We start from the raw sequence: 19,010 nt of genomic DNA on the forward strand, positions 1-19,010 counted from the left end.
CCCGCCTACTAAAGCCGTTTATGCAAATTCATAACATGAGCATAGATATCGGCAATAATTCTAAAGTATTCTTCAGGTATTATATCACCAACATTCGTGTTTGCATAGAGACCGCGCGCGACGGGGCGATTTTCCACGACGGGCACGTCGTTTTCTTCGGCTATCCTGCGCATGGAAAACGCGACTTCGTCTTCGCCCTTTGCCGTAACGCGCGGAGCTTCGTAACCGGCTGCCGCATCGTATTTGAGCGCGACGGCGAAATGCGTCGGGTTCGTGATGACGACATCGGATTCCCTGACGGCCTGCGGCATGTTTTGCTGCAGGATGGCGCGTTCGGCCTGCTGCAACCTGTTTTTTACTTCAGGATCGCCTTCGAATTCTTTGTATTCCTCTTTTACTTCCTGTTTCGTCATCTTCATCTGTTCCATAAATTCGCGCCGCTGCACAAAATAATCGGGGATCGCGATGACGAGAAAGACAAGGCTCGCCATTATTAAAATTTCCGCGCTCATGATGCCGATGTGGCGGATCGCCATGCCGATGCTTCCGTTTTGAATTTCGAGCATGAGAATCGGAACGTCTCGACGGAGCAGCATAAAAGCGAGTATCGAAATGACGGTCACTTTGCCGAGCGATTTCGCGACATTAAAAAGTCCGCGCAACGAAAAAAGCGTGTTGCGGAAATATTGGATGAAGTTCGGAACGATTTTTTGAAACTTCGGTTCGATCGTCTTCGTCGTAAAGATAAAGCTTCGGTTTTGAATGATATTTCCCGCAACTCCGCCTGCGATACCGATGATGCCGATCGGCAGAACGAGGCGTAAAAAAAAATAATAAAATGCGCGGGCGATCGCGGGATCGTTTACGCTCGATGAAGCGCAGCGCGAAAAATAATAACGGAAAATCGCCGCACATTCTTTGAGCATCGAAGGCGCAAGGACGATGAGGAGCACCACGCACAAAAGCATGACGAAAGCGCTGTTGAGTTCGGCGCTTTTTGCGACACGCCCTTCCTTCCGCGCTTTTTCAAGCTTGTATTCCGAAGGTTCTTCGGTCCTGCCTTCGTCTTCCGCAGCGAACCACTGCAGGTCGATATACAGATACGGCGGTACGGGAAGCACATCGTTCACGAAGAGCCTCCCGAAATGATTGCGATAAGAGATGTGACGCCCGCATTGAACGAGCGTTCGAAAAAATCGCACAATTGAGGCATGAGAGCTGCGATGACGAAAAACGACGTAAGCAAAAGCAGCGCAAATCCTTCGGACAAAAGATTCATCTGAGGAGCCGCTCGCGCAAGGATCCCCATGCAGATATTGATAAGCAAAAGCGTTCCCATAAGCGGAAGCGCGATAACGAGAGAAGCCGAAAAAAGCTCGGTGAGGCTTCCGACCAAAAAACGCACGATGCGCTCTTTCGCTTCGAGAAGCGCAAACACGTTCATCGATGCAAAGCTTGAAACCAGTCCGCGCAAAAACAATTTTTGAAACCACTTGCTCTGCAAAAAAAGCAGCATCGCGACGAGGTTCAAATACTGCCCCATAAGAGGGTTTTCGATTTGCGCGAGCGCATCGTACACTTCGGATGCGCTCAATCCCATTTGAAATGCGAAAAATTGACCTGCCGTGCTGAACGCGGAAAAAAGGATCGTGATAAAAAAACCGATGATGAGTCCGATCATCGCTTCGCCCGCAAGCAAAAACACATACGACAGATCGAAAAGACCGCTTGACGAAATATACGGAGCGTAGGATGAAAAATCGACGTGCGGAACGAGGGCGTATGCCATATAGCCTGCAAGCGCGACCTTCGCCGTCCTCGGCACCGAGCGCATCGAAAAGAGCGGCAGCGTCATCAAAAGCGCAAAACAGCGGACGGCAATAAGCAAAAATATCGGCGCATGACTTACGATACGATCGATCACCGCTTTCGTCCTTATCTCTAGCGCGCCATGAGCGGTATGAGATTAAAAAGAGAAACCGTATAATTTCTCAGATGCGTAAACATCCAGCCCCCCAACAGAGCCAACATCGCAAGGATCGTCAAAACCTTCGGCAAAAACGTCAGCGTCTGTTCCTGGATCGACGTCGTCGCTTGAAAGATCGCAACGACGAGTCCGATAAGCAGCGCGGCTCCGAGTACGGGAGAAGCGAGGATAAAAATTTCAAATACGCCGCCACGGATTAAATTGACAAGCTGCCCGATCGACATCACTACCATCCTTAACGCAACACGGAAACGAAAAGCTGCTGCGTCAAAAGTCCCCATCCGTCGACGAGGACGAAGAGCATCAGTTTGAACGGCATCGAAATCTGCACCGGCGGCAGCATCATCATGCCCATCGACATGAGAATACTCGCGACGACCATATCGATGATGATAAACGGAATGTAAAGCAGTACGCCGATTTTAAACGCGACGGTAAGCTCGTGCAAAATGTAAGCGGGCACGAGGATATGCGTCGGAACGTCGGCGAGCGTATTCGGCCGATCCATCCTCGCCATAGACATAAAAAGGGAAATATAGCTCGTATCTTCGGCCATCTGCGTATACATAAAAATGCGCATCGGAACTTCGGCTTCGCGGTACGCCTCTTCGACGCCGATTTCTCCGCTCGAAAGCGGACGGAACGAATTGTCGTACACCCTCGTAAAAGTCGGCCACATGACAAAGAGCGTCATAAAAAACGCGATCCCGTTGAGCACGGCGGTCGGCGGCACCTGCTGCAGAGAAAGCGCGCGTTTAATAAAATCGAGGACGATCGAAAAACGCAGAAAGCACGTCGTCAAAATCAAAATGCTCGGCGCGAGCGTGAGTACCGTAAGCAAAAGGAGCACTTGTACCGAAAACGCGACTTCCCTGCCCGTTTGAGGCTGCGTAAGGGTTATATCGACATTCGGCACGACAGGATTTCGCACATTGCGATTCATCTCCGTCGTCCCCCTCGCAGAGCGTTCGGGAAAATTATTATTCTGCTGAGCGGAAAGTGAAAGCGTACACAAAAGGAGAGCGAGAACGAGTGCCGCACGGACGATGCGCGACGCCCGCATTCGATACGCTTTTTTTCCGGAACCGATGCCGGACTTCGCCTGCACTAAGCGCGGTTTTCGCTCGGCGCAAGAAGGCGTCGGCTTGCCGCCGAAATCTTTGAGGAATCTCATATCAGTTTTCCGAATCGAGGCGGCTTCTCTGCGCCCGAAGCATATCGCGCGCTTTATCGCCGTCGCCGCTGAAAACGCTTTCGCCCTTTTTCGTTCCCTGCGGCATAAAGATCGAAAGGATATCGCCGAAATTTCGCGGACGCCTCACGTTTTGGCGAGTATCCGCATAGAGGTTCATCGCGTGTATCGTCTCTTTGTCCGTAACTTCTCCGATGAGATTGACCGCGTTGTCGGTAACGCCGATGAGATACGCTTTATCGTCGAGGAGCGAAACGACGTGCACCGATTTTCCCGGAGCGATCGACACGGAAGAGACGACGCGCAAAAATTGATCGCCCTCTCCGACGTCTTTATTCATACTGCGCTTCATGAGGTAGACGACCGCGTACACGCACGCGACCACTACGGCGAGGACAAGGATCATGCGTATAAAAAGCCAAAGCGTCGATGCGGGCCGCTCTGCTGCGGACGGCGAAAGCGCGGGATCGGCTATCGGAAGAGAAGATTCGTCGACGGCCGCACTTTCAGTCCGCTCGATGCGCGTATCTTCGGTCACCTGCGTCTGCGCGTACGGCGAAAAAGATACGGCAAGCAGCAAAAACGAAAACGCCGCCGTTTTTAATAATTTCGAGTATTGCAACTGTTCCCCCACCCGGTACAATTATCAGTGCAGTTCCGTCACCCTCTCAAGCGAAGACAGGATTTCGGTAACGCGCACGCCGAAGTTTTCGTCGATGACGACGACTTCGCCCTTTGCGATCGGCTTGTGATTGACAAGGATATCGACCGGCTCCCCTGCAAGTTTGTCGAGCTCTATGATCGTACCTTCTCCCATGCCGAGAATGTCTTTGATCTGTTTTTTCGTACGGCCGAGCTCTACGGTCATCTCCATGTACACGTCCATGATAAGACCGATATTGCCCTGCTCGGCGCTTCCGGAGACATTGCCTTGCATGCCTTGGAACATCGGATACTGCAGGGACTGCACGTTCGGAATGCCGTTTCCCATCTGCCCCATCATGGGCATCGCCTGTCCCATGTTCATGCTTCCCATATTCATGCTCGGCGAAGCCATCGTTCCGACGGATGCGATATCGGCGGCGCTGAGCGTTCCGCCCGTGCTCATCTCGGGAGCAGAATTTCCGCCTCCGAGTGCATTGCATATCTGTTCGGCAGCCGAAGCACTGACGGCTTCCCACAAGGTATAGCCCTGTCCGTCAAGCGAAAGAGGATAATTAAAAAGGACAAATTGATTTTGCGGAACACGTATCATCGCTTTCGGATCGTTACGGGCAGTGGGCGGGTTGCACGAAATGCCCGAAAGCTTACCCGTCTTTTCGAGGGCTTGAATTTCGTCGTTCGTGTGAGTGGACACGGTTTCGGCGATGACTGAAAGCGCCATGTCGTCGATGTCCGCGTTATCCTCTTTGTTCATGAGGCCGACGATCTTTTGCGCAAACTCGGGCGCGAGGATATAGAGGTGATCTCCAACGAGTCCGCTCGAAAAGTCGGCGAGGATATTGACGACGATTTCCGGCAGCTTTGCCAATAAGCGGTCGCGGTCGAGCTGTTCGACGACGGGAGTGTCGGCGGAAAAATTCGCGCCGGTCATTTTGTTGAGATTTTCTGCGAGCGGCGTTTTGAGTTCATCCGCAAATTTCTGGAGAACGGCGGTATCCACCTGTACGGAAGGAGCGCTTCCGACTCTGCCGGATGCATTGAGACCGTCTACGGATACGCCCGAAAGCAGAGCATCAATCTCATCCTGCGATATTGCACCATCACTCATACGAATCATCTCCTTCTACAGAAAGTTCTTCAAAATCATCCGCCGAAATATCTTCCAATTTACCGGTCACCTGCACCGCCATCTTTTTCCCGACGACGCCCGGCTGACAATAAAATTTCTTTTTGCTGCCCACGCTGAGCGTAAGCGGATCGCCGACGCGGATATTCGACAGGCGCACGACGTCTCCCACGCGAAGAGAAAGCACTTCGCGTATCGGTAAATCGATGGAACCGACTTCGGCGACAACGTCCATCTCCACCGACGAAAGTTTTTCTTTCAGCGTTCCGAGGTACTGAGTCGTCGAACTTCTGCGCACCGAGCTGAACCAAAACTGAGAGGACAACTTTGAAATGATCGGTTCGATAGTCAAATACGGGATGCAGAAATTCATCATGCCTTCCTCTTCGCCGACTTTCATTTCGAGCGTAACGAGGACGACCATTTCCGAAGGAGGCACGATCTGGGCAAACTGCGGATTCGTTTCGATCTGCCCGAGCCGTGGGCGCAAATCGATGACCTGCGTCCACGCTTCCCGCATATTCGCGAGGATGCGCACGATGATGCCTTCCATGACCGACTGTTCGATATCGGTCAAATCGCGGTTTTTATTGCCCGTGGTCGTACCGCGGCCGCCGAACAGACGGTCGATCATGCAAAACGTGATCGTCGGATCGATTTCAAGTACCGCGTTCCCTTTCAGCGGATCCATATTGACGACGGCAAGCGTCGTCGGCGTCGGAATGGATCGGATAAACTCTTCGTACGTGAGCTGATCGACGGAAGCAACGTGAACGTGCACGAGGCTCCGCAGCTGAGCGGAAAGGCTCGTCGTCGTCAAACGCGCAAAGGTTTCGTGCATGTTCGACACGGTACGCAGCTGTTCTTTTGAAAATTTGTCGGGACGCTTAAAATCGTAAATCTTGATTTTACGCGTATCGCTGACCGGCTTAAAATCGTCGGTTTCCGAATCGCCCGAACTTATCGCGGTGAGCAGCTGATCTATTTCATCCTGTGACAGAACTTCGTTCATGCTTTTTCCTAATCAAACCGCCGTGCTATTGCTCGATGACATCGAGCTGCTGAAACGAAACGTCGCGGATCTTCGAACCGCTTAAGATTTCGTCGTTGATCGCGTTGCGCAATTCTATTTTCAATTTCTGTTCGTTTTGCGGCTTCAATTCGTCGATCGTCTTCTGTGTAAAATATCGGCGCAAATAATCGGTGAGTTCAACTCTCCGTTCGGTTATCTCGGTCGCCGCAACTCTATCGTCTTTTTTATAACCGAGGAACACGTTGACGACGACGCTCGCGGGGATGTCGTCGCTTGTACGCGTCCTGATAGCTCCGAGCGATGAGTACCAATCGAGCACTTCCCGCTGCGCCTGATATTCGTCGCTCATCGGGATCGCCGTCTGCGCCGACGTATTGCTCGAGACGATGCGCACCGTAACGAACACGACGACGACGATGAGGATGACGGCGCCGAGCGCTATGAGTATCCATTTTAATAATCCGGGAACAAGTCCGCCGATCCCTTTTCCTTTCGCACTGCCGCTTCCGCCGTCGGACGCGTTTTCATCGAAATTAATATCGTTGTCTGCCATGATCCCCACCTGTACAAACGCACGGTTTACATTCTAACGAATATTTAATTATACATTTTACCATCAAAAGTGTCCTTCGTCTAGGATAATTATATCGACCCGCCGGTTGTACGCTCTGCCTTCCGGCGTGTTGTCCGAAAACATCGGGCGGGTATCCGCATAGCCTGCTATCGAAAACTGCTGCTCGTTTACGCCGAAGTCGGCAAGATAGTGGAGCACGTTCATCGCACGCGAAGCGGAAAGCTCCCAATTGCTCGGATACGGCGAGGATGCGGGAACGGGCGTACTGTCGGTGTGCCCTTCGATGCGAAATCGCCTCGCCTTCAGTTCGGGATCCCTGAAAAATTCCGAAAGGCGCAGCAACGTATCGCGCGTTTCGTCGATATTGATTTCGGCGCTTCCTTCGGCGAAAAAACTGTCGGATGCAAGCGTGATGACAAGCCCCCGCTCGTCGCTCGTTATCGTTATCCTGTTCGATTTGATATCGGGTGCAAAAAGACTCACCGCTTTTTTTCGCGCGTTTGCAAGGGAGCGCCCCTTTTCCATCGCAGGCAGCGCATTGATATTGTTTCCCAAATCCGCAAGCCGTCCCGTCGCAAGCGAAAGACCGCCCGCCGTCGTTTCCGTTTCGCGCATCTGGAGCGACTGCGTTATCGTCGCAAGCTGCGTTATATCGACTTCAGTCGGATTGTACAGCATGACGAAAAAACAGAGCATGAGCGTGATCATATCGCCGTACGTGCCTTGCCATGCCGTTGACGGCTTTTCGGGCTGTTTGCTTTTCCGTGCCATACTCAATCCTTGAGGACATCGGCTTCGATCGCGTGACGCGCGACGGGGTCGAGATAGGTGAGCAGCTTTTGCGCCATGATGCGCGGGTTTTCTCCCGCTTGAATGGCAAGCACGCCTTCGATGACCATCTCTTTCGTCCGCATTTCGGCGGCGTTGTGGCCGATGAGTTTTTGCGCGATAGGTCCGATGATCCAGTTCGCAAGCAAAGACCCGTACAGCGTCGTGATAAGAGCGACTGCCATATTCGGACCGATAGCCGATTTGTCTTCCATGTTGCGCAACATACCGATAAGACCGACGACGGTACCCATCATGCCGAAGCCCGGTGCAAAGCCCGCCCACTGGTTTACAAGTCCTATCCACGTCATATGACGCGCTTCGCACTGGTTCATTTCGTTTTCCATGATCGCGCGGATGACCTGTCCGTCCGTACCGTCGACGACGAGGCGAAGTCCGCTGCGCATAAACGCATCTTCGATATCGTCGAGTCCGTCTTCGAGGGCGAGGATGCCTTCACGCCTCGCTTTTTCGGAAAGCGCGACCATATTCTGAATTATTTGCTTTTCGCCGAAATCGAATATCTTAAACGACCGCCCCATGATGCGGAAGAGACCGATACAATATGAAATCGGAGCGCAGAGCCACAGCGAAAAATACGAACCGCCTATCGTCATAAAAAGAGAAGGCACATCGAAAATACCCGCCAATGAACCGCCGGAAAAGATAACGGAGACCATGATACACGCGCCGCCGCCGACGATTCCGATTATTGTCGCTATATCCATAATTCCTCACACCTCTTGCGTATTGATGCCGATCTTCTTTCGATAGGCTATGATCTTTTCGATAATATCTTCGGGTCTGTCTTTTACGACGATTTTTCTGCCGGACAGCATCGCAAGCGTCAAATCGGGATTTTCTTCCATGCTTTCGATCATATGGGGATTGATCCAATACTTTTTTCCGTTTAAACGCACCACTTCGATCATCGTTATATAATGCTCCGATTGCTTCGAGCCGTCAAGTATTCACCATACCCGATGCCCCATTCCGATAAAAATCTCGTCATTTCATTATCGGACGAGCCGATATACTTGTTTACGGATAATTTTTCGTTCTTATCTCATAAAAAAATGTTATCGTTCCCCGTCGATGTTGCGCGTTTTTCCGTTTTACATTAAATTGTTAAAAGATCGAATGCCGAGTTTTGAAAGCATTTCTAAATAAAACCGTGCTTTCGGCGAGAACTTCGTTCGCTGCGCTCACTACCGAGTTTGCTCTGCAAACTCGCCGTGTATGCCGCAGTCGAACTTGAAAGGAAAAGCTATGCGTTCCCGTATTTTTATTATAGAAGATGTTTCCGAAATTGCCAACCTTATCGCGATGTATCTTTCAAAAGCCGGTATGGATGCTCTTTCTTTCGGTACGGCGGAAGCTGCGCTCGAAAAACTGAAATCGGACACGACACCCGACCTCGTCATCCTCGATTTGAATCTTCCGGGTATGAGCGGTTTCGAATTCCTTGAAAAATTCCGCGCCGAATATAAAACGACGATACCCGTCGTCATCGTCTCGGCGCGCGATGCCGACGAAGACATCATCAAAAGTTTGGGTTTCGGAGCCGACGAATTCGTCACAAAGCCTTTTTCGCCGCGCGTCCTCGTCGCCCGTGTTCAGGCAAACTTGCGGAGACAGGCGGCAACCGAAGCCGCTGCGGAAGAGACGATTTCGTTCGGTCCGTACACGCTGCTTTTAAACAGCTGCGTGCTCAAAGAAGGCGCACAAAAGATCGCCCTGTCGGCAAAAGAGTACGCCGTCCTCGAATACCTCGTCAAACATGCGGGCGAATCTCTTTCACCGGAAAAAATCTACGCGGACGTGTGGAAAGCGCAGTACGGAGACATAACCGCCGTCGCAGTGTACATCCAGCGGCTTCGTAAAAAAATCGAAAAGGATCCGTCAAATCCCGAATTTATTAAAACGGTGTTCGGGCTCGGCTATTGCTTTTCAAAAGAATCGATCGCCTTCAGGCAAGGAGCGAAAAAAGACGCATGACGATCAGGCGCCAATTTCATATCCTTCTTGCAGCGATCATCGTCATTCCGATATGCTGCGCACTTTTTATTCCGTCGTATCACTATTTTACGTCTCCGGGACGCGCGCTCATCCACGATTACAAAGAGCTGCGCAAAAGCGATGCGTTCAAACTTTCGGTGCGTGAATGGAGTAAGCTCCACGATTATATCCGTCGCCTGCCGCCGGATGTGGAAGTTGCCGTCTTTTCGCTTTCCGGATCGGCCGATATTTTAATTTCATCGATCGCCGAACTCAAAGCCGGCACTTCTCTCTCTCCGCTCGTACTGTGGGGATTCGCATCTTCGACGAGCGATACGTATTTTTATCAATTTACGAGTTTCCGTTTTTCAAGTCGAAACGATACGATCGTCATCTTGACCCGCGTCGATAAATTCAATAAACGCGAAAGGCACGGCATGGATTACGTCAGCTACCTGGTCGGCATTTTGCTGTGCTTTGCAGCCCTCGTACTCATCATCATCGCAAAAATTTCGGGAGACATATTTACATCGATCACGATCCTCGAACAAAAGACACAGAAGATCGCCGACGGGGATTTGAGCGTGCCTCTCACCGACGATACGAAGCAGTCAAAAACGAAAAGCAACGAAATCATCTCGCTGACCGAAAACCTTGAAAAGATGCGGAGCGCGCTGCTCGACGCGCACGAGCGGCGCACGAGATTTATCATGGGGATCAGCCACGATCTCCGTACTCCCGTTGCCGTCATCAAAGGTTACACGGAAGCGATTTCAGACGATGTCGTCACCGACAAAAACGAAATCAAAAAATCGCTCGAAATCATTTCGACGAAGACGAATCAGCTCGAAAGCATGATCGACACGCTCATCAATTTTGTAAAGCTCGACAGCGCGGATTGGCGACAAAAGCTCGTCCCCGAAAGCGTCCTTTCCGTCGTTTCCGAATTCGCAAAAAGCGCCGAAATGACGGGGGCTGTCTTTAAACGCAAAATCACGTCGTCGATCACCATCTCCCCCGAATGCAAAATACCGATGGACAGGCAGCTTTTTTCCCGCGCGCTCGAAAACCTTTTGAGCAATGCAATACGTTATTCGAAAGACGGAGACGAAATCTCGATTTCTGCGACGGAAACGGACGACGCGTGCGTCGTAAGCGTCAGCGATACGGGAATCGGCATAGCGCAAAAAGACCTCGATCACATATTCGATATGTTTTATCGGGCGACCGATTCGCGGCGGGAAGAAGGCATGGGGATCGGCCTCACCGTCGTAAAGAGCATTGTCGACACACACGGCTGGACGATCGGTGTCGAGTCGGAAACCGGCAAAGGTTCGACGTTTACGATAAAGATTCCGAAATGAATACAACCTCGTCGCTTGCCGAGCGCGAGTTCCCCGCGCCGCTTGCAAGGCTCGGTTTTTACATTGTATTTTATTTCAAACAATAGTATAATCAATCGGCTTTCGTGCTCTGTGCGCGGAAAGTGTTTTCGATATCGTATCAGGAAAAAGTGTGCATGAGACGGACAAAAAAAAGTGTTTTGCAAAAAGAGCAGAAGCTGCAAAAAATTCTTGAGCTTGAAAAAAAGCTTGAAGAGATCCAAGACATCGACGTGCTTCTCGAACGTATTCTCACCGAAACGCGCGCCATCGTCCGCGCGGACGCGGGTTCCATCTACGAAATCGAAGATAACAAGCTGCGTATAAAATACGCGCAAAACGATACGCAGCTGAAAAAACTCAAACCCGGAGAAAAGCTTCCGTATCTGTCGTTTTCCGTTCCGATCAATCAAAAGTCGATTTCCGGTTACGTCGCACTGTCGGGAGAGCCGGTCAATATTCAAGACGCATATCAAATATCCGCTGACAAGCCTTTCGTTTTTAATAAAGAAACCGATATCTCGACCGGCTATCACACAAAATCGATCTACACGCTGCCGCTTAAAATGCAGTCGGGAAAACTGCTCGGCGTCATGCAGCTCATAAACGCGCAGGACGAATCGGGAAAACTTATCGGCTTCGATGAAGATGCGGTGCTCTATATCACACACTTTGCCTCCAGCGTCCGCCAAGCGCTGCAAAATACGTATCAGACGAATTTGATGGTGCAGCGCATGCTGAGGATGGCGGAGTTCCGAGACCCGAAAGAAACCTATCCCCACGTCATGCGCGTTGCCGAAAATTCTCTCGAAATATACGACCGCTGGGCATTCGATCACAATGTCCCCGATCAGGAAAAGCATCGCTTTCGCGACTGTTTAAAAATCGCCGCAAAATTTCACGACATCGGCAAAGTCGGCATTCCCGATGCGGTGCTCCACAGCCCGAAGCGCTACGGTCCCGATGACGAAAACCGAGCCATACTAAAAGGACATACGTGCATCGGCGCTCAGATTTTCGGAGAAGGATCTTCCCAGCTCGATTCGATGTGCCGTGACGTCGCGCTCCATCATCACGAAGCGTGGAATAAATCGAGCGCAGGCTATCCCGGCGATATCGATTACCGCGCCTATAAAATAGGCGAGCCCATTCCCCATGCCGACGCGTTGGGCGGAGATGCGATCCCGCTCGCCGCGCGCATCATAAGCGTGGCCGATGTGTTCGATGCGCTCAGTCATCGCCGCTCATATAAAGAAGCGTGGTCGCCCGAACAGGCGTTTGAAGAGATCGAAAAAGAGGCGGGCAGACAGTTCGACCCTGAAATCGTCTCGGCGTTTTTGCAGATAAAAAGCCGCATCTCGGCCATTCTCCTCGCCTATCCCGACGAAGAATCCGCCCCCGAAGAACGCGGCTAATCCATTTAAAAAAGATTCGGCCGCCGAACGCAGTACAATCACACACAATGCCCCGCAAAGGCGCACGAAACGTAACCTTTGCAAAAGAGCCGTATCGTTTATAGGATCGAAAGAGAGCGATCGCGTATCAATTTAATAATTTCTTTGTCGAAGCACGCGGCAAACGCTGCGAACTCTTTTTTGCCGTAGATGTTTTTTTTATTGCCCGTAAGCCCCGCCTCTGCGAGCTGCATATTGAAATTTCTGTCGGCAAGTTTTTTTTTGGCACTTTCTTTCGTGTAGCACGTACCGCGGTCGTTCAAAACGCACAAGCCCCGTTCGGCAAGCTTTGCCGCAAGCACGATGTCGCGCGTAACGATCATATCGCCCTCTTCGGCATGATCTGCGATATAATCGTCGGCCGCTCCGGGCGTGTTTTCACAAGTGAGCATTTCGAAAGACGATTTTTTATTAATTAATAATTTATCATCGACGGGGACGGCGCGGTTTGCGACGAAGGTGACGGCAAGCGAAAGAGACGCCGCCTTTTTAATAATATAATCGCGTACCGATCGAGGGCAGGAGTCCGCATCCACCCACACGTGCACAACTTTCACTCGAGCGCCTTATCGATCCTGTCTATCATGCGGAGCGTAAGGCGTTCGACTTCCTCATCGTCCGTCGATTGCCCGTCTTTCGAGAGTTTTACGTTTTTCGATTTTTCTTTGTATAATTCGTCGACGAGCGTAATGCCGCTCATGATCGCTATTTCGACGGGCTTCGTCAAACCGCCCGTTTTTTTCACTTCTTCGGTGATGCGTTTATAATAGCCGAGCAGTTTTTCAAGATAAGCCGATTCTTCGTTCGCTTTTATCGCAAAAGAAGAGCCGAGCAGGTCGATTTGAAGGGAACCCATTTAGAAAATGTCGAACTGTCCGTCGTCTTCCGCTTTTTTCGGTTCGGCGGCACGGACGGGTGCGCTCTGGGGCGCTTTCGGACTTTGCGGCGTTTTTGCAGCAGAGGCTGCGCTTCCGGCTCTCAGTACGGAATTTTCGATGGAATTGAGCCGGTCGAGCGCTTTTAATATACCGTCTTCGATCTTGCTCTGATCCTGTTCGATAGAGGAAAGCCGCTCCGATTTGTCGGCAAGCGCATTTGTGAGCTCGGCACACTTGGTGCGCAGAGCATCGTTTTCCGACTGCAGCTGTGAGATTTTTTCCACAGCGCTTTCCACTTTTCGTTCAAGAAGAAGGATCTGATCGAGCGATATCATATTATGCCTTCAGTGCGTTCTTTGCGATGTCCACGACGGCTTTGAACGCCGCGGGATCTTCGATTGCCATATTTGCAAGTACTTTTCGGTTGAGCGCAACTCCGGCTTTGGTACAACCGTCGATAAAGCGGGAGTACGAAAGCCCTTCATCGCGGACAGCCGCGTTGATACGTGCGATCCACAGCGCGCGGAAATTGCCCTTTCTGTCGCGTCTGTCGACGTAGGCATGGCGCAGCGCTTTTACGACCGCGTCTTTTGCGGCTTTGAAATTCGATTTTCTGTCGCCTCTGAAACCCTTTGCAAGCTTGAGGATTTTGATGCGGCGATTTTTACGTTTTGATCCGTCTATTGCTCTTGACATGTTTTAACTCCTGAAAATCAGCCGTACGGCAGCATCTGCTTTCTTACTTTTTTTGCAGAGTCTTCGGCCATAATTCCGGCAGCGCGCAGCTGGCGTTTCCGTTTTGAAGAACGCTTGGTGAGAATATGGCGGAGGTTCATTTTCTTGTACTTGACTTTTCCGCTGCCCGTAAGCGAATAGCGCTTGGCGGCGGATTTTTTCGTCTTCATCTTAGGCATTCGATTTTACCTCACTTGTTGTTTTGGCTTTTCCCGAAATGGTCATCGACATAAACTTGCCTTCCATAGCGGCCGGTTTTTCGACGACGTATGGGGAAGTAAGCCTTTTCAGAACTTCCTGCAGGACTCCGTATCCGAGCTCGGTGTGAGCCAATTCGCGTCCGCGGAAGCGGATCGTGATTTTGACTTTATTGCCTTCGTCGAGGAATTCCTGCACATGCTTGGCTTTCGTGTCAAGGTCGCCCGGGCCGATTTTCGGCTGCATACGGATTTCCTTGAGCTTCAATACCTTTTGGTTTTTCTTGGAGTCTCGGAGCTTTTTTTCCATTTCAAACCGGTATTTGCCGAAGTCGAGTATTTTACAGACCGGCGGATTCGCGTTTGGCGAAACTTCAACAAGGTCGAGGTCCTCATCCCTAGCCATTCTGAGCGCATCAATCGTAGGTACGATCCCTTTTTGATTACCCTCATCATCTATTAACCTGATTTCCCGTACGCGGATTTGTTCGTTAATCCGTAAACCCTTATTGTTGTTAGTATAGGCCAACTATCCTCCTTGTGTCTGAAAACACGTCTACCATGTAAAGTAAGTAGTATTATATAATAATGTATGCCGAAATGTCTAGTGCTCGCATCGCATCGCATAAAAAAGATTGAGCCGAACGAATGTCGAAAAGAGCACGAGCATCGACGCAGTTACACACGTAACGATCCAAGCGAGATGTCGATTGAATGCCGTTTTGCTTTTATATATAATTGATACTGTTTTCCGAAATCGCAATCTTTGAAGATTTTCAAGTGCATCATACAGATCGTAGAGACGGAGCGAATATGTTGCTGACAATAAGGGCAGAAGGAGATAACGCCGAAGCTTTAAGTTTTCTGCTGCACAAACATCCCGACACGCTGCAGACCGCGGAGTTGTCGGTCGGCAAGGCGTATATTTTTTATCCCGAATACGAAAAAGAAAAAGCGACGGCCGCCCTCCTCTTGGATATCGATCCCGTCGGCATGGTTCGCAACGCAAAAAACTTTGCGGGGAAAGATTTTTTACTCGGACAATACGTCAACGATCGCCCCTATGCGGCTTCCTCTTTCATGAGTACGGCGATTTCAAAAGCTTTTTCAAGCGCTTTAAACGGAAACTGCAAAGAACGGCCGGAACTCGTCGATGTGCCGCTTTCCTTAACGGCGAAGATATCCGTGCTGCCGGCTCCGCACGGCGGGGAAATACTGATCAAAAAACTCTTCGAACCGCTCGGCTACACGGTCGAAGCGGAGCGACATCCGCTTGATACGCAGTTTCCCGAATGGGGGTACGGAAAATATTTTACCCTGACGCTCAAAAACAAACTGCCTTTAAAACAATTGCTGTCCCACCTCTATGTTTTGATCCCCGTTTTGGATAACGAAAAGCATTATTTTATCACGCAGGATGAAGTCGATAAACTGCTTCGAAAAGGAAAAGGATGGATCGAAGGGCATCCTGAAAAGGAAACTATCGTTTCGCGGTATTTGATCAATTTAAAATCGCTTATGCGTTCCGCCTTTGAAATACTGCAGACGGAAGAAAACACCGGCGATGAAGACGCCGCCGATGAAACACCGGCGCAAAAAGAAAAGAAAGAGCGGCTCCACGACATACGCTTACGGCTCGTCGCCGAAAAATTGCGCATGAGCGGAGCGGCAAGCGTTATCGATTTGGGATGCGGCGACGGCAAACTGTTGAAGCTGCTTTTAAAAGAAAAGCAATTTACACGTATCGCCGGTACCGATGTTTCGTATTCGGAATTGATAAAATGCAAAGAAAAACTGCATTGGGAAGAACTGTCTGCAAATCAGCGCGAGCGGCTTTCATTGTTCCAAAGTTCGCTTACCTATCGGGACAGACGTTTCGACGGATTCGATGCCGCAGCCCTCGTTGAAGTGATAGAACACCTCGATGCGAACAGATTGCCTGCACTGGAAAAATCGATCTTTATGTATGCAAAGCCGAATATCGTCGTGCTCACCACACCGAACAGCGAATACAATATACGCTACGAACATCTGCCTGCGGGAAAAATGAGGCACGGCGATCATCGCTTTGAATGGACGAGGAAAGAATTCGAAGCATGGGCGCAAGAGATTGCACGCAAAAACAATTATGCGGTTGCGTTTTTTCCGGTCGGCGAAGAAGAGGAAAGTATAGGAGCGCCGTCTCAGATGGCGGTATTTACATATGGAAATTAATATACCGAAAACTGCATTGGTAGTGCTAGTCGGGGTTTCCGGTTCGGGCAAGAGCAGTTTTGCAAAAAAACATTTTGCAAAATATGAGATAGTCTCTTCCGATACGTGCCGCGGAATTGTTTCCAACAATGAAAACGATCAGACTTCTTCAGGCGATGCCTTCGAGCTCTTTCATTTTATCCTTTCGATGCGCCTTAAAAACGGATTGCTCACCGTCGCCGATGCGACAAATGTTCAAGCCGACGCACGGAAAAAATTGCTCGATATCGCGCGCTCCTTTCACGTTCTGCCGGTCGCAATCGTTTTTGATATGCCGCAAAAGCTGTGCGAAAGCAGGAATGAAACACGTACGGACAGATCCGTTTCCGTCCATGTCCTCAGGCGGCAGATGCATGATTTAAAGCGCTCTCTTCGAAACTTAAAAAAAGAAGGCTTCAAAAAGATTCATGTCTTTAAGTCCGAAGATGAAGTCGATGCCGTTACCGCGATTGTCAGAGAAAAGCTGTATAACGATAAAACCGAACTGCACGGCCCATTCGATATCATCGGAGACGTGCACGGCTGCTATGAAGAATTGGTTGCACTTTTGCAAAAACTGCATTATGCGATAGAACCGACAGCCGATGACGGAACGAACTTCGGATTTAAAGTAAGTCACCCCGAAAATCGTACGGTTATTTTTTTAGGCGATTTGGTCGACAGGGGACCCGCTTCTCCGGCCGTATTAAAACTCGTTATGAGTATGGTGCGAGGCGGAACGGCACTCTGTGTCCCGGGAAACCACGATATAAAGCTCCAAAAGAAATTAAGCGGAAAGGCGGTGCAGGAAAAATACGGCTTAGCCGAAACGCTTGAGCAGCTGACAGGAGAATCCGACACATTTAAAAGCGACGTAAAAGAATTTTTATACGGCTTGATCAGCCACTATGTATTGGATTCGGGCAAACTCGTTGTCGCTCATGCAGGCATTAAAGAGGAAATGCAGGGGCGCGGCTCAGGAGCGGTGCGTTCGTTTTGCCTGTATGGGGAGACTACCGGAGAGACGGATGAGTTCGGTTTACCGGTGCGGTACAACTGGGCGTCGGAATACCGCGGACGCGCAAAGGTCGTCTACGGTCATACGCCCGTCCCCTCCCCCCAGTGGCTCAACAATACGATCGATATAGACACCGGCTGCGCCTTCGGCGGTTCGCTCACGGCGCTGCGCTATCCCGAAGAAGAACTCGTTTCGGTAAAAGCTCAAAAGACATATTGCAAACCGGTCAAACCGCTTGAAGCGATAGGATCCGGAACTGCGAATACATCGGAAAACGAAAAGGCGGAGCGAGAAAATGCGATTGCGTCGGAGACAGGGGCGGCAGACGCAACCAGCGGTAACTATGCTTTCATGGCGCTTCAGCATCTGGATGACGACGTTCTCGACATCGAAGACGTTACGGGACGGCGTATCGTTCAGACGCGACTTAAAAACAATATTTTAATTCGGGAAGAAAATTCCATCGCCGCCCTTGAAGCGATGAGTCGTTTTGCAGTTAACCCCAAGTGGCTCATCTATCTGCCGCCGACCATGTCGCCGAGCGAAACGAGTACACTCGACGATTTTTTGGAATATCCGGTCGAAGCATTTGCGTATTATAAAAATCGCGGCATCCGAACAATAGTCTGCGAAGAAAAACACATGGGTTCCCGCGCCGTATTGATCATCTGTCGGGATGAACGGACCGCCGAAAACCGATTCGGTATTGCAGGTGAAGGCTTCGGTATCTGCTATACCCGCACGGGACGCAATTTTTTTAACGATAAGGAAATCGAAAAAGCGTTTTTGGAAAAAGTGCGGAATGCCTTAACTCGTTCCGTTTTTTGGGAAAAGCACGATACCGACTGGGTATGCCTCGATGCCGAACTCATGCCCTGGTCGGCAAAAGCGCAAAGCCTTATTCACGATCAATATGCCGCAACCGGATCAGCCGCGCTGAACGCGCTTTCGGAAGCGGAAGAGGTTTTACGTTTAACGGCACTGCGCGGCATTGAAGGTTCCCAAAATCTGTTGCACACGTTTTTGGAAAAAAAGAAGTCGGCGGAACAATTCGTTTCCGCGTACCGTGCCTATTGCTGGGAAGTTGCAAGCGTAGACGATTATAAACTTGCACCCTTCCATATTTTGGCAACGGAAGGTAGCGTCCATACCGATAAAAATCATCAATGGCATATGGAGCATATAGCGGAGATATGCCGTGCGGACACGACGCTTTTCAAAATGACTCCGTATAAAATCGTGCATTTGGAAGATGAAGCTGAAATAAACGATGCGACGATATGGTGGCGTGATCTCACGGGTAAGGGCGGAGAAGGTATGGTGGTAAAGCCCTATGATTTTATCGCATACGGTAAGGACGGCGGCATTTTACAGCCCGCCGTTAAATGCCGCGGAAGAGAATATCTCCGCATCATCTACGGTCCGGAGTATTGCGAGGAGGGAAACCTCAGCCGTTTGAAAAAACGCGGACTTGCAAAAAAGAGAGCGCTTGCCGTACAGGAATTTGCGTTGGGGATCGAAGCGCTCGAACGTTTTGTCAAAAAAGAACCGCTCAGGCGGATCCATGAAAGCGTCTTCGCCGTACTCGCAACGGAAAGCGAACCCACCGATCCCCGTCTGTAATCATCACCGCCGCACATCCGAGTACATACGCAAAAAACATCGCGGGGAAAGTGAGTTTTTTCGCGATGCCCTATTGACTTTTCAAAGCGG

The 19,010-nt window shown here is 50.4% G+C and carries 22 protein-coding genes; 5 read left to right on the forward strand and 17 right to left on the reverse strand.

Annotation, left to right across the window (positions count from 1 at the left end):
* Positions 1 to 8: 8 nt before the first annotated feature.
* From flhB to JSQ97_RS08170, 11 genes are all read right to left on the reverse strand, one after another.
* A complete protein-coding gene (gene flhB / locus JSQ97_RS08120) occupies positions 9 to 1,130 on the reverse strand; it encodes a flagellar biosynthesis protein FlhB (protein ID WP_205075595.1) in 1,122 nt (373 codons plus the stop codon).
* Positions 1,127 to 1,924 carry a flagellar biosynthetic protein FliR gene (gene fliR / locus JSQ97_RS08125; RefSeq protein ID WP_205075596.1) on the reverse strand — a complete coding sequence of 266 codons (798 nt, stop codon included), beginning with the start codon at positions 1,922 to 1,924 and terminating at the stop codon, positions 1,127 to 1,129. Before fliR ends, flhB begins: the two co-directional genes overlap by 4 nt.
* A 17-nt stretch (positions 1,925 to 1,941) precedes the next feature.
* Complete coding sequence (gene fliQ, locus JSQ97_RS08130) at positions 1,942 to 2,214, reverse strand: flagellar biosynthesis protein FliQ (protein WP_205075597.1); 273 nt, start codon at positions 2,212 to 2,214, stop codon at positions 1,942 to 1,944.
* A gap of 8 nt (positions 2,215 to 2,222) precedes the next feature.
* On the reverse strand, positions 2,223 to 3,050 hold the full coding sequence (gene fliP / locus JSQ97_RS08135) for a flagellar type III secretion system pore protein FliP (RefSeq protein ID WP_205075618.1): 828 nt from the start codon (positions 3,048 to 3,050) through the stop codon (positions 2,223 to 2,225).
* A 112-nt stretch (positions 3,051 to 3,162) separates the two neighbouring features.
* Positions 3,163 to 3,801, reverse strand: a complete 639-nt coding sequence (locus tag JSQ97_RS08140; RefSeq protein WP_205075598.1) for a flagellar biosynthetic protein FliO — start codon at positions 3,799 to 3,801, stop codon at positions 3,163 to 3,165.
* Between the two features lie 24 nt (positions 3,802 to 3,825).
* The gene (gene fliN / locus JSQ97_RS08145; protein WP_205075599.1) at positions 3,826 to 4,950 is read right to left on the reverse strand and encodes a flagellar motor switch protein FliN; all 1,125 of its coding nucleotides are present in this window, start codon (positions 4,948 to 4,950) and stop codon (positions 3,826 to 3,828) included.
* Positions 4,943 to 5,980: a flagellar motor switch protein FliM gene (gene fliM / locus JSQ97_RS08150; RefSeq protein ID WP_187385515.1), complete on the reverse strand. Its 1,038-nt coding sequence runs from the start codon at positions 5,978 to 5,980 to the stop codon at positions 4,943 to 4,945. Before fliM ends, fliN begins: the two co-directional genes overlap by 8 nt.
* Positions 5,981 to 6,005: 25 nt before the next feature.
* Positions 6,006 to 6,554, reverse strand: a complete 549-nt coding sequence (locus JSQ97_RS08155) for a flagellar basal body-associated FliL family protein (protein WP_205075600.1) — start codon at positions 6,552 to 6,554, stop codon at positions 6,006 to 6,008.
* Between the two features lie 63 nt (positions 6,555 to 6,617).
* Positions 6,618 to 7,346: a flagellar motor protein MotB gene (gene motB, locus JSQ97_RS08160; protein WP_205075601.1), complete on the reverse strand. Its 729-nt coding sequence runs from the start codon at positions 7,344 to 7,346 to the stop codon at positions 6,618 to 6,620.
* A gap of 2 nt (positions 7,347 to 7,348) precedes the next feature.
* Positions 7,349 to 8,131, reverse strand: coding sequence for a motility protein A (locus tag JSQ97_RS08165; protein WP_205075602.1), 783 nt, complete (start codon positions 8,129 to 8,131; stop codon positions 7,349 to 7,351).
* Positions 8,132 to 8,137: 6 nt separating this feature from the next.
* Complete coding sequence (locus JSQ97_RS08170) at positions 8,138 to 8,335, reverse strand: flagellar FlbD family protein (protein ID WP_205075603.1); 198 nt, start codon at positions 8,333 to 8,335, stop codon at positions 8,138 to 8,140.
* Positions 8,336 to 8,672: 337 nt separating this feature from the next.
* On the opposite strand from JSQ97_RS08170, the gene JSQ97_RS08175 reads away from it, so the two are divergent.
* The 3 genes from JSQ97_RS08175 (at position 8,673) to JSQ97_RS08185 (ending at position 12,198) form a co-directional block, all read left to right on the forward strand.
* Positions 8,673 to 9,401 (forward strand): response regulator transcription factor, encoded by a 729-nt coding sequence (locus JSQ97_RS08175; protein WP_205075604.1) that lies wholly within the window; start codon positions 8,673 to 8,675, stop codon positions 9,399 to 9,401.
* Positions 9,398 to 10,765 (forward strand): HAMP domain-containing sensor histidine kinase, encoded by a 1,368-nt coding sequence (locus JSQ97_RS08180; RefSeq protein ID WP_205075605.1) that lies wholly within the window; start codon positions 9,398 to 9,400, stop codon positions 10,763 to 10,765. Before JSQ97_RS08175 ends, JSQ97_RS08180 begins: the two co-directional genes overlap by 4 nt.
* Before the next feature lie 155 nt (positions 10,766 to 10,920).
* Positions 10,921 to 12,198 (forward strand): HD domain-containing phosphohydrolase, encoded by a 1,278-nt coding sequence (locus JSQ97_RS08185; protein ID WP_205075606.1) that lies wholly within the window; start codon positions 10,921 to 10,923, stop codon positions 12,196 to 12,198.
* Positions 12,199 to 12,296: 98 nt separating this feature from the next.
* On the opposite strand, the gene JSQ97_RS08190 is transcribed toward JSQ97_RS08185, so the two are convergent.
* The 6 genes from JSQ97_RS08190 to infC are packed head-to-tail and all read right to left on the reverse strand — an operon-like array spanning position 12,297 to position 14,576.
* The gene (locus JSQ97_RS08190) at positions 12,297 to 12,794 is read right to left on the reverse strand and encodes a DUF188 domain-containing protein (RefSeq protein WP_205075607.1); all 498 of its coding nucleotides are present in this window, start codon (positions 12,792 to 12,794) and stop codon (positions 12,297 to 12,299) included.
* Positions 12,791 to 13,093: a cell division protein ZapA gene (gene zapA / locus JSQ97_RS08195; RefSeq protein WP_187385524.1), complete on the reverse strand. Its 303-nt coding sequence runs from the start codon at positions 13,091 to 13,093 to the stop codon at positions 12,791 to 12,793. Before zapA ends, JSQ97_RS08190 begins: the two co-directional genes overlap by 4 nt.
* Entirely contained in the window at positions 13,094 to 13,450 is a 357-nt protein-coding gene (locus JSQ97_RS08200) for a cell division protein ZapB (protein WP_205075608.1), read from the reverse strand. It abuts the gene before it with no gap.
* Between the two features lies 1 nt (position 13,451).
* Complete coding sequence (rplT, locus tag JSQ97_RS08205; protein ID WP_205075609.1) at positions 13,452 to 13,811, reverse strand: 50S ribosomal protein L20; 360 nt, start codon at positions 13,809 to 13,811, stop codon at positions 13,452 to 13,454.
* A gap of 17 nt (positions 13,812 to 13,828) precedes the next feature.
* Positions 13,829 to 14,029, reverse strand: coding sequence for a 50S ribosomal protein L35 (rpmI, locus tag JSQ97_RS08210; protein WP_016520365.1), 201 nt, complete (start codon positions 14,027 to 14,029; stop codon positions 13,829 to 13,831).
* Complete coding sequence (infC, locus tag JSQ97_RS08215) at positions 14,022 to 14,576, reverse strand: translation initiation factor IF-3 (protein WP_187385527.1); 555 nt, start codon at positions 14,574 to 14,576, stop codon at positions 14,022 to 14,024. Before infC ends, rpmI begins: the two co-directional genes overlap by 8 nt.
* A 284-nt stretch (positions 14,577 to 14,860) precedes the next feature.
* On the opposite strand from infC, the gene JSQ97_RS08220 reads away from it, so the two are divergent.
* Both JSQ97_RS08220 and JSQ97_RS08225 read left to right on the forward strand, forming a co-directional pair.
* Positions 14,861 to 16,261: a 3' terminal RNA ribose 2'-O-methyltransferase Hen1 gene (locus JSQ97_RS08220; RefSeq protein ID WP_205075610.1), complete on the forward strand. Its 1,401-nt coding sequence runs from the start codon at positions 14,861 to 14,863 to the stop codon at positions 16,259 to 16,261.
* 22 nt (positions 16,262 to 16,283) lie between these two features.
* Positions 16,284 to 18,920 carry a polynucleotide kinase-phosphatase gene (locus JSQ97_RS08225; RefSeq protein WP_370590046.1) on the forward strand — a complete coding sequence of 879 codons (2,637 nt, stop codon included), beginning with the start codon at positions 16,284 to 16,286 and terminating at the stop codon, positions 18,918 to 18,920.
* The last annotated feature ends 90 nt before the right edge of the window (positions 18,921 to 19,010 follow it).

The organism is Treponema sp. Marseille-Q4523 (assembly GCF_016901105.1).
In the GTDB taxonomy this organism is placed as follows: Bacteria; Spirochaetota; Spirochaetia; order Treponematales; family Treponemataceae; genus Treponema_D.